The sequence below is a fragment of the Cohnella silvisoli genome, from assembly GCF_021190915.1.
Taxonomy (GTDB): domain Bacteria; phylum Bacillota; class Bacilli; order Paenibacillales; family Paenibacillaceae; genus Cohnella; species Cohnella silvisoli.
The window spans coordinates 154,295-166,852 of sequence record NZ_JAIOAP010000006.1; the positions used below are offsets into that span (position 1 = coordinate 154,295).

Here is a 12,558-nt window from a genome sequence, read left to right on the forward strand (position 1 = left end):
CATATTGTGGCGCAACGTAATTTCGGAATCGACTTTAGACCGGATAATTCATTCTGGTATCGATACCATATGACCTGAATTCAGTATAATATGATCATTCCCGATTTACAATAGCTTTTCCTTATTTCGGGTTAAACCGCTTACAGGCAATATTTTCTTGGAATCGGGATAGTAGAATTTTGAAATAAAAAAAGCACCGTTTCTGGTGCTAAAATTACACTACTTATGCCACCACGACTCCACGATTTGATGAGCAACGGTTGGGTTGTATCCTTTCCCTATCAAGTAAGAGACAGCCGCCGCCTCCCTCAAAGCATGTTCAACCGATATCGTTTGAGCTTCTTTTAATCCATTCTGAACCCAAGGTTCAACTACTTGCAAAGTTTCGTTTTTTAAATGGTACATATTTGGATATGCGCAGGCAGGGTATTGCTGATAATAAGAATTCAACAATTTATTATCTCCTCTCGAATTACAATACACCATCGTATGCCTAATGCGACTGTTTTGACTTAATTTTAAAATTGATAAAAGGCGAATTTATATGTATTGTCCCAAGCTCTGCCGCATACTCGGTGAAAAAATAAAAAACGTATCCGAGCGACTTCAGCACGCAAGCGTGAAAGTCACAGCGGACACGTAATCTGGAACGAAGAAGAAATCCCTTGCTGCTAAGGTTAACCGATCGAGCCTTCCATCTCCATCTTGATAAGACGGTTCATCTCGACGGCGTATTCCATCGGCAATTCTTTGGTGAACGGTTCAATGAAACCCATAACGATCATTTGCGTCGCTTCAGCATCCGACAATCCGCGGCTCATCAGGTAGAATAATTGATCCTCTGATACCTTGGAAACCGTCGCTTCATGCTCCAGCGTAATGTTGTCGTTCATAATTTCATTATACGGAATCGTATCGCTTGTCGATTGATCATCCATGATTAGCGTATCGCACTTAATGTTGGCTTTAGCGCCTTCGGCATTTCGACCGAATGAAGCAAGACCGCGATAAGTGACTTTACCGCCGTGCTTGGAGATCGATTTGGATACGATCGTCGAGCTTGTATCCGGAGCCAAGTGAATCATCTTGGCGCCTGCGTCTTGATGCTGGCCTTTGCCGGCGACGGCGATGGAAAGCACCATGCCTTTAGCGCCGCGGCCCTTCAGGACGACCGCAGGATATTTCATCGTCAGCTTGGAACCGATGTTGCCATCGACCCATTCCATCGTTGCATTTTCTTCAGCTACCGCCCGTTTGGTTACGAGGTTGTAAATATTCGGTGCCCAGTTCTGAATCGTCGTGTAACGGACGCGGGCGTCCTTCTTAACGATGATTTCAACAACGGCGCTATGAAGAGAGTTCGTGCTATATACAGGCGCTGTACAGCCCTCTACATAGTGCACGGAGCTGCCTTCGTCGGCAATGATCAACGTACGCTCGAATTGACCCATGTTCTCGGAGTTAATCCGGAAGTAGGCTTGCAGCGGAACCGTACATTGAACGCCTTTAGGAACGTATATGAAGCTGCCTCCGGACCATACCGCGCTATTCAGTGCCGCGAATTTGTTGTCTGCGGGTGGGATAACGGTACCGAAATATTCTTTGAAAATTTCCGGGTACTCGCGAATAGCCGAATCCGTATCCGAGAAAATAACGCCTTGTTTCGTCAATTCTTCTTGCATGCTGTGATACACGACTTCGGATTCGTACTGCGCGGACACGCCGGCGAGGAACTTCTGTTCCGCTTCCGGAATTCCTAGCTTATCGAAAGTCGCCTTGATCTCTTCGGGTACTTCTTCCCAAGTTTTCCCTTGTTTCTCCGACGGTTTAACATAGTACTGGATCTCTTCGAAATCCAGATCATCCATGTTCCCGCCCCATTTAGGCATTTCCATCTTACGGAATTGCTCCAGGGATTTCAGGCGGAACTTAAGCATCCATTCCGGTTCGCCCTTCATCTCCGAAATCGTACGGACGATTTCTTCGGTTAGACCTTTACCGGATTGGAAAATCGCCTTATGCTCGTCGCGAAACCCGTATTTGTACTCTTCCAAGTCGGGCATTTGCTTAGCCATAATCGTCAACCTCCTTGTTTACTGTTCAATGCCTTCGTGCTTGCCTTTACCGTGCTCTACGCCTTTGCGAAGCGCATTCCAAGCCAGCGTCGCGCATTTGATCCGTGCCGGAAATTTATTCACGCCCGATAACGCCTCAACGTCTTCATAACCTTCAAATTCGACGGTTTCGCCCTTCATCATCGCAGAAAATTTGTCCGCCATCTCCAGCGCCTCCTCGGCGGGTTTGCCCATAATCGCTTCCGTCATCATCGAAGCAGACGACATGCTGATCGAGCAGCCTTCCCCCGTAAACTTGACGTTGCGGACGATGCCTTCCTCCAACTGGAGCTGCAAGGAAATCCGATCGCCGCAAGTCGGGTTGTTCAGGTTGACGGTAACAGATTCATTGTCTAGCTCGCCGCGGTTTCTCGGCGTTTTATAATGATCCATAATGACGCGGCGGTACAAATCATCTAATTGACTCATAACCGAAAAACTCCTTTGTCTTAACCAGCGATTCAGCCAGCCGATCGACATCTTGCTCCGTGTTGTATAAATAGAAGCTGGCTCTTGCCGTCGCGCTCACTTGAAGCCATCTCATGAGCGGTTGGCAGCAGTGATGACCTGCCCTGACGGCAATCCCTTCCGTATCGAGCACGGTTGCGACATCGTGCGGATGGACATCTCCAAGGTTGAAGGTGACGAGTCCCGCACGTTCTTCACGCGGTCCGTAAATCGTCAAACCCTCAATATCGGATAGTCTCTCCATAGCATACCGGGTTAGCTTCTTCTCATGCTGATCGATATTGTGAAGTCCGATTTGCTCCAGAAAATCAATGGCGGCCCCTAGTCCCACCGCACCGGCGATCATCGGAGTTCCGCCCTCGAATTTCCACGGCAACTCTTTCCAAGTCGAATCATACAGCTCTACGAAATCGATCATTTCACCGCCGAATTCGACCGGCTCCATACGTTCAAGCAATTGGGCTTTCCCGTATAATGCCCCGATTCCCGTCGGACCGCACATTTTGTGACCGGACAAAGCGTAGAAATCGATGTCGAGCGCTTGCACGTCCACTTTCAGATGAGGGGTGCTCTGAGCTCCGTCAACGACGATGATCGCGCCTTTGCGATGAGCAATTTCCGCAATCTTGGCAATCGGATTGATCGTGCCAAGTACGTTGGACACGTAAGTGATGGCGACGATTTTCGTCCGCTCCGTCACCGTTGCTTCAACGTCCTCGAGCGTGATCGTTCCGTCAGGCTGCAGCGGAATGTATTTCAACGTCGCTCCCGTCGCCTTAGCGGCTTGCTGCCATGGAATCAGGTTGCTGTGATGCTCCATAGGAGTAATAACGATTTCGTCGCCCTCACGGAGCGTCTGACGCGCATAACCGGATGCTACGATATTCAATGCCGTCGTCGTTCCGCGGGTGAAAATAATTTGGCGGGATGCCGGCGCGTTCAGAAAACGGGCGACTTTCTCGCGCGCGCCTTCATAGGCGTCCGTTGCCCGCGAACCGAGCGTATGAACGCCGCGGTGTACGTTGGCATTGTCCCACTCGTAGTAGCGCTTGACCGCTTCGATAACCGAACGCGGCTTCTGCGTAGTTGCCGCGTTATCTAGATAAACCAGAGGGTGACCGTTAATATCCTGATGAAGAATCGGAAACTCCGCTTTCAGTGCAATGGGATCCATAATTAGCCCAGCTTTCTTTCCAGGATGCGGTGCAATTGCTCGCGCAACCCTTTCAGCGGGATTTCCGAAACAACCGGATCTAGAAACCCGTGAATGATAAGGCGTTCCGCTTCTTTACGGGAAATGCCCCGAGACATGAGGTAGTATACTTGATCGGCGTTCACTTGTCCGACGCTTGCGGCATGACCCGCTTTAACGTCGTCCTCGTCGATCAGAAGGATCGGGTTAGCGTCTCCGCGCGCTTTTGGACTTAGCATGAGAACCTTCTCCGTCTGCTGTCCATTAGCTTTGGTTGCGCCCTTCTCGATCTTCGTAACGCCGTTGATAATCGCTGTTGCTTCTTCTTTCATAACGGCGCGCGTGATCATATTGCTCTCCGTAGAACGGCCGAAATGAACGGCTTGCGTCGTCAAGCTCATGCGCTGATTACCCGTTCCAACGGAAATAATCTTGGAATCGGAAGTGGACCCGTTGCCCTTGAGCACCGATTTGGTATCCGTAATGGAATTGCCGTTATGCAAGTCTCCGACGATCCACTCAATGCGAGCATCGCTGTCCAGAATCGCGCGACGGTAGGCAATGTCGATCGCGCTGGCATCCATTTGATGGACGGCCGCGTAACGAACGATTGCTCCCGACTTAGCAAATACTTCAACAGCGCTGTTGTGCAGGAGCGTGGAGGTTGCCGCATCTAATGAAGAAGCGACTTGTTCCACAAAGGCTACGCGACTGTTGCTTTCCGCAATCACAAGAATATGCGGCATGAAAGTCGCTTCCGCATCGTCAGCGAACAGGAGCGCCTGAATCGGAGTTTCGATCGTAACGTTACGGGGCACATAAAGGAATACTCCGCCGTTCCATAGCGCCGCATGTACGGCCGCAAGCTTGTGCTCATCTCTTGCGTATGCGGTCATGAAGTGTTTGCGAAGCAGCTCTTCATGGTTCCGTGTTGCATCTTCCAAGCTCGTTAGAATAACGCCTTGCGCCTTCAGCTCATCGGACAACTGCGTATAAATAACTGAAGAATTGTGCTGCACGATCAAAGTGCCGCTATCTTCCTCAGGCAACAATGCGGAAATAGCGGCAGGCAAATCAGCTTTCGATGCAACTGCCCGGCCTGGACGGTACGCACCATATTGATCCAAGGTCCAGCGCGTAAGCGGTAATTTCTCGGGTTTAGGCAAATCTAGCTGCGTTGCCAGTTCCCCTGCTTCTTCGCGCCAAGCGACGAGCCAATCCGGCTCGTTCTTGCTGCGGGCGATCGCGGCTGCCGCGTCTCGGCCGAAAGAGGTGGTTGGTGTACTCATGAATGCTTTGCCCCCTCCTTAAGCTTGGCCGACGGTCTCGTCGACGATGCCCAGTTCTTCTTTAACCCAATCGTAGCCTTCAGCTTCCAGACGCTGTGCCAGCTCCGGTCCGCCGGATTTCACGATACGGCCTTGCATCATAACGTGGACATGATCAGGCGTAATATAGTTCAGCAAACGCTGATAGTGAGTGATGATAAGGAATCCGCGATCTTCGGCACGCATCGCGTTCACGCCTTCGGCTACGATACGAAGAGCATCGATGTCCAAACCGGAGTCGATTTCATCCAAAATAACGAGCTTAGGCTCCAGCAGCATCATTTGCAAAATTTCGTTCCGTTTCTTCTCTCCGCCGGAGAAACCTTCGTTCAAATAACGATGCATGAACTCGGGGTTCATCTCGAGTTCCTTCATTTTCTTCTCCATTTGGCGGATGAATTTAATGAGGGAAATCTCATTGCCTTCTTCGCGACGCGCATTGATTGCGCTGCGAAGGAAGTCCGCATTCGTTACGCCGGTAATTTCGCTTGGGTATTGCATAGCCAAGAACAGGCCTGCCCGGGCACGCTCGTCCACTGCCATTTCTAGCACGTCTTCACCGTTAAGCGTAACCGTGCCGTCTGTTACTTCATATTTCGGATGGCCCATGAGCGCGGATGCAAGAGTACTTTTACCCGTACCGTTCGGTCCCATGATGGCATGAACTTCGCCGCCCTTTATATTCAGATCAATGCCCTTCAATATTTCTTTACCCTCAATAGACGATTTCAGCCCGCGTATTTCAAATTCAGTAGCCATTTTCCTAATACCTCCAAATTTCTGTGAGGATATACTACGCAATCGGGAAATCCCGACAATAATAAATCCTTATTTATAATCATTTTAATTTGATTCTCAATGATTCTCAATACAATTTTATGAAAGAAACGTGAAAAAAGCAAACCGGGCCTTTTCCCGCTTGGGAAATTGAGGTCCGGTTCGATCTAAGTGACTCGGATTTTGATTTGGTTTCTAACGGCATTGGCTTGATGTTCGAATTTGTCATCATCCAGAACGGGTGACATGGACGATGGAACCGCATCCTCCAACCATAACCACGACTTGCATCCACCGTAACTTTCCCGCATCGGAATCTCGATTGGCTTCTCCAGCTTATAAACCCTGAGGATCAATACGTGGAGCGGTTTCGTTCTTTTCCACTTCAGACGTTCTTCCGCGTAATCTTCCGTCCATATATGCAATTCATCCAGCTGCTGGAGCGTTTCGACGTCCGTTACTTCGATATCTTCGACGACTTTCGCATATGAGGACAGACGCACACGGTCCGACAACTCCGCTGCTTCCGCTTGCGTTAAACTTACCATTTCGCTTGCTTCAGGCTTAACCAAATCGGGCCTCTGGTGCTCGAACGAAGGAAATAGGTAAAACTCCGGACTTTCCAGCTTGAACTCCTTCGTTTCCTCCGATATTCCGCCTTTGCGCAGCACGATCACTTGGCTGCCTTGCTCCAGCGCTTTAACGGCTACCGCCCATTCCCTTAACGCGATCGGTCGCTCCATCTCTCTTCGCAACCCCTCTCCACGTGCTCTGTGTCTTCATTATAACACAGTTGTTATTAGGTGAGGTTATTGGGGGGATCGACTGTTTTATTAATAGATGCCACTAGAACAATTATAGTGTATAATGAACCTATTAATTAGAAGGCCATGTTGCCCGGTCGATGACTAAGGCACAACCTCGGAGCACTTATTCCCGGGTTGTGCCTTTTTTGTGTGTTCCAGGGAACAGTAGCCTAATCTATTTCCGCCAAAGGAGCTTACCTATGCTAAGAGAAGCTATATACCACCGCCCCAAAAACAATTGGTCCTATGCCTACGATCGCGAAACGGTACATCTGCGCCTTCGCACCAAACGCGGAGACGTCTCCCAAGTTTCATTAGTTTACGGCGACAAATACAATTGGCATATCGTAGGATGCCAAACGGCGGAGATGAAGGTGTTCGCGCAGGACTCTCTGTTCGACTATTGGCAGATTGCGGTCAAACCGACTTACCGGAGGTTAAAATACGGCTTTAAATTGCAGGAAGGCGACGAGACGCTTTGGATGAACGAACAGGGCTTTCACGAATCGGAACCTGCGAATATATATCTTTACTACGAGTTTCCTTTTCTGAATCCAGCGGATGTTTTCGCGCCTCCGGCTTGGGTTAAAGACGCCGTCTTTTATCAAATTTTCCCCGAACGTTTCGCCAACGGCGATTCATCGAATGATCCGGACAATGTGGAATCTTGGGGCGAAGAGCCGACACCGAGCAATTTTTTCGGCGGGGACCTGCAAGGGGTTATCGATCATCTGGACCATCTGGAGAAACTCGGAATAAACGCGATTTACTTCAATCCGCTGTTCGAAGCGCCGACCAATCACAAATACGATACGATCGATTATAGGAAAATAGATCCAACGAGAAAATGAAGGAATTGGTGGAAGCCTGCCATTCCCGCGGCATAAAGGTTTTGTTGGATGCGGTGTTCAACCACAGCGGCAGTCAGTTCCCTCCATTCCTAGACGTCAAGGAAAATGGGGCAAGTTCCCGTTATGCGGACTGGTTCCACGTTAGGGAATTCCCATTGGAAGTTCGGGACGGCATTCCGACTTTCGACGCTTTCGCTTTTGGTGCCGATATGCCGAAGTTGAACACGGAGAACGCCGAAGTGCAGGAGCACTTGCTGGACGTCGCTCGCTACTGGATCGAAGAGATCGGCGTAGATGGCTGGAGACTGGATGTTGCCAACGAGGTTGACCACCGGTTCTGGCGCAAATTCCGCGACGTCGTGAAGCAAGCGAATCCGGAAGCCTATATTCTCGGGGAAATCTGGCATGACTCCCAGCCTTGGCTGGGCGGTGACCAGTTTGATGCCGTTATGAACTACCCTCTTACGGAAGCGGTTCTGGATTACGCCGTTCGTGGTACCCGGGATGGGCGCCAATTCGCGGACCTAGTCGGCTATTTGCTCGCCGCTTATCCTCAGCAAGCCACCGAAGCCGCGTTTAACTTGCTTGGCAGCCATGATACTCCTCGTTTGCTGACCCTTAGCAAAGGGGATAAACGGCGGTTGAAACTGGCAACGGTCATTCAGTTTACCTTCGCGGGGACCCCATGCATTTACTACGGCGACGAAGTCGGGCTGGATGGAGGGCAGGATCCGGGCTGCCGAAAATGCATGGAATGGGACGAGGCGAAGCAGGACGGAGATTTGTTCGCTTTTTTCACGGCGGTGGTGAAGCTTCGGAACAGCCATAGAGCCCTTCGCGACGGTTCATTCGAGATGCTTCATGCGGAGCCGGGGAGTCATGCGGTCGCATACGCTCGCCATGCGGATGGAGAGAAGTTCGTTATCGCCTTGAATGCGGGCAAGCGAAAAAAGGCGGTGGCGTTGCCGGTAGAGCAAGGCTCGAACTGCGAAGTCGTCTTCGGCGAGGGAACGGCTGTCGTGAAAGGACGGAAATTGCAGGTGTCGCTTCCACCGCTCGGTTACGCGATTGTTCGGGTGGGGTAAGATGGAGCCTTTCGCGTCATATCAAGAACATCGCGACTACCGTCGTTACCGTGAAGCCGATCAACACCGGCTTCAGGTTCCGCCGTGCCCCACCAAAGCCCACTCCCCAGTCGTTCATGTAAGTGATTTATTGTATGTGCGGGAGTGGATAGGCGTTCAATAAACCGATATGCCAAATACACCATATGCTAAAAACCCCGTTGCCTGAAGGGGGAATGGGGTTTTTGCTGTTTGAGGCTTCTATATTTGCTCTCCTTGCCTTTGGCGGAATCTACAAACCACGGGTGCTCCACGCTGGAATAATCAAACTGTTTGAAATCTCCCAGCGTGCCGTAATCGGGATTAATCCCCTAGTAATCCGTCAATTAAAACAAGACGAGATGGTCTTCCTCATCCTTTGGACGCGCCTGCCGTCAATCCGTCAACAAGGAAACGTTGTGTGTACATAAACAAAAGCGTAATCGGAATCGCAACGAGCACGCAACCCGCCGCAAACAATGTAAATTCCGTGCTGTTGTAGGAATCAACTAGATTCCACAATCCTACGGCAAGCGTCCAATGCTCCGGCGTTCTAAGAATGGCTCTGGCGAAAATAAAGTCCACCCAAGCTCCGGCAAAGGTTGTGAGCGAGATGTACGTAATGATCGGTCTAGACAACGGAAGGATAATGCTGACGAATATTTTCATATGTCCGGCTCCGTCGATTCTAGCCGCTTCTTCCAAGCTGCGCGGAATCGTATCGAAAAATCCTTTGGCCACGAACATCCCGAGAGCAGCCCCGGAAGCATACACGAGCACAAGCGCCCAAATGGAATCAAGCAAATCGAGCGTGTTCAAAATGATGAACGTCGCCATGATGCTCAGAAATCCCGGGAACATGCCAAGGATCAGCACAAGCATAAGCATCGGCTTCCGGCCTTTGAAGCGGAATCTTGAGAAGGCATACGCCGTTAGCAACTGGATAAGCGTTCCCAGAATCATGCTGGCCGTCGCTACTTTTAACGTGTTCAGGTACCAGGTGGTATAAGGAATCGCTCTATCCGCCCTCACTCTGAACAGGTCGCGATAATGATTCAGTGTCCATTGAGTGGGAATAAAATGATCGCTGAACAGGGAGTTCCCCACTCTAAAGGAGGACAAGAGCGTCCACAAAGCCGGGTAAAGGGCAGCAATCCCGATTAAGACCAGCAGCAAGTAACTGAATAATAACCTTGGTTTCATTGGATCATATCCTCCTCCTTGAACGATCTTGTTCTCCTAAACAAAATGATGGCGAATACGGCAATGAACAGGAAGATAAGAATCGACACTGCGGCAGCGATGTTGTATTGGTTGAAATCCAACGTCAGCTTATACAGCCAAGTCACGAGAAGATCCGTCTCCCCTGCATTGTTATACTTCATTGTCGCGGGATTTCCGCCGGTTAGAAGGAAGATCACGTTAAAGTTATTGATGTTGCCCACGAACTGCGTAATAAGGATCGGCGCCGTTGCGAACAGGACGTAAGGCAACGTTATGTTGCGGAATTGCATCCAACCGGACGCTCCATCCACTTCAGCCGCTTCGTACAAATCTCGCGGGATCGTCGTCAGAATACCCATGACAAGCACCATCGTGACCGGAATCCCGATCCACATATTAACGACGATAACCGATACCTTTGCCCAGAACGGATCATTCAACCACGGCAGTCCCTCCAATCCGAAGGCTCTGAAGTACTGGTTGATCGGACCGAATTTCTCGTTGAGGATGTTCTTCATAATAAGCAAGGATACGAATTGAGGAATGGCGTACGGGACAATAAAAAGCATTCTCCAGAAACCTTTCAACCGGATACCCTTCTGGTTAATGAGAAGAGCGACCAGAATGCCTCCGAAATAGCAGGTTACCGTGGCCATGATCGCCCAAATAATCGTCCAACTCAGAACTCCGAAGAACGTATTGCTCCAGACATTCATGTTAAACAGCTTGTTAAAGGTCGCGAATCCGACCCAATCCACCAAATTTTTCGGCGGTATATGATTCGGCGAGGCGTAGTTGGTAAATGCGATCAAAGACGTAAACAGGATCGGCATGATCGTGAAGAACAATACGCCTAGAAATGGAATCGCCAAGAGCGTCCACGGGAAAACATTGCTGTTCAGGCTCCGCAATTCAGCGCCCTGTTCCCGTCTGCGGCCCACAACGACGGCATCGCGAATATTCAGAATGTAGATGAAAACAAAAAGCAATACAACAAGGGCAGCCAAAACTCCGTAAATCATCATGAAGACGGAGTGATCGCCCGGAACGTTCTTAAATATTTTCCCGACTTTTTCTAAATGCTGGCCTTTATCCCCCAAACTCATGAGCCCTTTCAGATGGGGGAGCAATGGGTTAGTAATAAAATAAATTCCGGCAGCATGGATGAGAACGAATAGTAGTCCTTTGGCGTATTGCCGGTTATACCACTGTCCTAATCCCGCGCACAAAACCGAAAGCCAACACGCAGCTGCTGCATTTCGCTTCAAGCTGAGCCATCTCCTTCTTTAAGCCATTACACCCGCCGATGGCCGGCGGGTGAATGGAATATATTTCTGTGAAGCGATTGATTATTTCGAAGATGCGATAGCGTCTTTTACTTTAGCAGCCCAGTCGTCCATCGTTTTTTGCGCATCCGCTTTATCGTTCCAGAGGGAAGACAGCGCCGCTTCATGGGTCGACCAGAAAGCGTTCATTTCCGAAATTTTCGGCATTGGCGTGGAATTGTCGAATTGTTTCAAGAACACGCTTGCGAACGGATCGCCGCTTACTGTTTCGCTAGCCGCTACGTTCTTGTTGGACGGCAGGCTGCCGAACAATTCGAAGTTTTTAGTTTGGTATTCCTCGGAAGAAACCAACTGCGCGAACAATTTCGCCGCGATCGGATATTTCGTATTCGCATTGACCAGGAAGCCTTTAACGCCGGAAAATGGCATCATCGGTTTACCGTTCGGCAAAGTCGGATACTCCATAACGCCTAGATTTTTCACGCCGGTTTTGAATTCTTGCGTCTGCCAAGGACCGCTTACGTTCATCGCCAGCTTACCGGACGTAAAGAGGCTGGTCTTGATGTCGGCTTTAATGTCAGCCGCTTTGATCGGAAGGATTTGATCTTTCAGGCTTCCGAAAAATTTAGCCGCTTCCACGGCGCCAGCGCTGTTCAAGCCGATATCGGCAGCGTCCGTGCCGTCTTTGCCGAATACGTATCCACCGTAGCCGCCGAAGAAGCCCCAGCTCCAGTATCCGTTGCCGACTTCCCACATGTAAGCATACTTTTGCGCTTTGGCGTCATTAAAGGTTTTAGCGAAGCTGATCACTTCATCCCAAGTTTTCGGTGCTTCCGGGATCAGGTCTTTGTTGTAAAATACGGCCGTCGTCTCAACGGACATCGGGTAGCCGTACAGTTGGCCGTCGATGGACCAAGCGTTTACCGCTTTCTCGGAGTTGATTGCCGCGGACTCTTCGGAATGGATATCGTTCGGAAGAACGACGCCAGCTTGAACAGCGGAACCGAGTCTGTCATGAACAGCTAGAAATACGTCGGCGCCTACTCCGGCAGGTCCGTCCGTGATCATTTTCTCGATCGATTTATCCGGACCAACGTCTTGATATTCAACTTCAACGCCGTATTTTTCTTTGAATGCTTTCGCTGCTTCGTCAATCAGAGCACGTTCGCTAGCGGAATACCATACAACCAATTTAGCGCCTTCTTCAGGAACGAACTCCTCTGCGGCTGGTGCGGAAGCGGAAGGTGCCGCGCTATCCGTGGCTGCAGGAGCGCTTGCGCTAGGAGAAGACGTGTTGTTATCGTTTTTGCTGCCGCATGCCGCTAAGACGAACACCATTGCCAATACTAAGGACATGAGCAATAACTTGGGTTTGTTCATAAAACTTGAATACCCCTCTCTACAATCAA

10 protein-coding genes and 1 pseudogene are annotated in these 12,558 nt (G+C 50.0%); 1 reads left to right on the top strand and 10 read right to left on the bottom strand.

The window, feature by feature from the left end; translation table 11 throughout:
* Positions 1-219: 219 nt before the first annotated feature.
* The 7 genes from K7P76_RS13485 to K7P76_RS13515 form a co-directional block, all read right to left on the bottom strand.
* Positions 220-453: a hypothetical protein gene (locus K7P76_RS13485; protein WP_232185822.1), complete on the bottom strand. Its 234-nt coding sequence runs from the start codon at positions 451-453 to the stop codon at positions 220-222.
* A gap of 224 nt (positions 454-677) precedes the next feature.
* Positions 678-2,075, bottom strand: coding sequence for a Fe-S cluster assembly protein SufB (gene sufB / locus K7P76_RS13490; protein WP_232185823.1), 1,398 nt, complete (start codon positions 2,073-2,075; stop codon positions 678-680).
* A gap of 18 nt (positions 2,076-2,093) precedes the next feature.
* Positions 2,094-2,543, bottom strand: coding sequence for a Fe-S cluster assembly sulfur transfer protein SufU (sufU, locus tag K7P76_RS13495; RefSeq protein ID WP_232185824.1), 450 nt, complete (start codon positions 2,541-2,543; stop codon positions 2,094-2,096).
* The gene (locus K7P76_RS13500; protein ID WP_232185825.1) at positions 2,527-3,756 is read right to left on the bottom strand and encodes a cysteine desulfurase; all 1,230 of its coding nucleotides are present in this window, start codon (positions 3,754-3,756) and stop codon (positions 2,527-2,529) included. The genes sufU and K7P76_RS13500 overlap by 17 nt, the downstream gene beginning before the upstream one ends.
* A 2-nt stretch (positions 3,757-3,758) precedes the next feature.
* Entirely contained in the window at positions 3,759-5,063 is a 1,305-nt protein-coding gene (sufD, locus tag K7P76_RS13505; RefSeq protein WP_232185826.1) for a Fe-S cluster assembly protein SufD, read from the bottom strand.
* An 18-nt stretch (positions 5,064-5,081) separates the two neighbouring features.
* On the bottom strand, positions 5,082-5,861 hold the full coding sequence (gene sufC / locus K7P76_RS13510; RefSeq protein WP_232185827.1) for a Fe-S cluster assembly ATPase SufC: 780 nt from the start codon (positions 5,859-5,861) through the stop codon (positions 5,082-5,084).
* A gap of 185 nt (positions 5,862-6,046) precedes the next feature.
* Positions 6,047-6,622 carry a DUF1802 family protein gene (locus K7P76_RS13515; protein WP_232185828.1) on the bottom strand — a complete coding sequence of 192 codons (576 nt, stop codon included), beginning with the start codon at positions 6,620-6,622 and terminating at the stop codon, positions 6,047-6,049.
* A gap of 263 nt (positions 6,623-6,885) precedes the next feature.
* Between K7P76_RS13515 and K7P76_RS13520 the strand changes: the two are divergent.
* Positions 6,886-8,621, top strand: a pseudogene (locus K7P76_RS13520) (alpha-glycosidase).
* A gap of 390 nt (positions 8,622-9,011) precedes the next feature.
* Here the strand turns inward: K7P76_RS13520 and K7P76_RS13525 are convergent.
* From K7P76_RS13525 to K7P76_RS13535, 3 genes are all read right to left on the bottom strand, one after another.
* Positions 9,012-9,842, bottom strand: a complete 831-nt coding sequence (locus K7P76_RS13525; protein ID WP_232185829.1) for a sugar ABC transporter permease — start codon at positions 9,840-9,842, stop codon at positions 9,012-9,014.
* A complete protein-coding gene (locus K7P76_RS13530) occupies positions 9,839-11,131 on the bottom strand; it encodes a carbohydrate ABC transporter permease (RefSeq protein WP_232185830.1) in 1,293 nt (430 codons plus the stop codon). The genes K7P76_RS13525 and K7P76_RS13530 overlap by 4 nt, the downstream gene beginning before the upstream one ends.
* A gap of 81 nt (positions 11,132-11,212) precedes the next feature.
* Positions 11,213-12,529 (bottom strand): sugar ABC transporter substrate-binding protein, encoded by a 1,317-nt coding sequence (locus tag K7P76_RS13535; protein ID WP_232185831.1) that lies wholly within the window; start codon positions 12,527-12,529, stop codon positions 11,213-11,215.
* Between the last annotated feature and the right edge of the window lie 29 nt (positions 12,530-12,558).

Bases quoted from the DNA above. Each gene is read 5' to 3' on its own strand.
- sufU (WP_232185824.1), bottom strand. From the start codon at position 2,543: ATGAGTCAATTAGATGATTTGTACCGCCGCGTCATTATGGATCATTAT.
- K7P76_RS13500 (WP_232185825.1), bottom strand. From the start codon at position 3,756: ATGGATCCCATTGCACTGAAAGCGGAGTTTCCGATTCTTCATCAGGAT.
- K7P76_RS13515 (WP_232185828.1), bottom strand. From the start codon at position 6,622: ATGGAGCGACCGATCGCGTTAAGGGAATGGGCGGTAGCCGTTAAAGCG.
- sufB (WP_232185823.1), bottom strand. From the start codon at position 2,075: ATGGCTAAGCAAATGCCCGACTTGGAAGAGTACAAATACGGGTTTCGC.
- sufC (WP_232185827.1), bottom strand. From the start codon at position 5,861: ATGGCTACTGAATTTGAAATACGCGGGCTGAAATCGTCTATTGAGGGT.
- K7P76_RS13525 (WP_232185829.1), bottom strand. From the start codon at position 9,842: ATGAAACCAAGGTTATTATTCAGTTACTTGCTGCTGGTCTTAATCGGG.
- K7P76_RS13535 (WP_232185831.1), bottom strand. From the start codon at position 12,529: ATGAACAAACCCAAGTTATTGCTCATGTCCTTAGTATTGGCAATGGTG.
- sufD (WP_232185826.1), bottom strand. From the start codon at position 5,063: ATGAGTACACCAACCACCTCTTTCGGCCGAGACGCGGCAGCCGCGATC.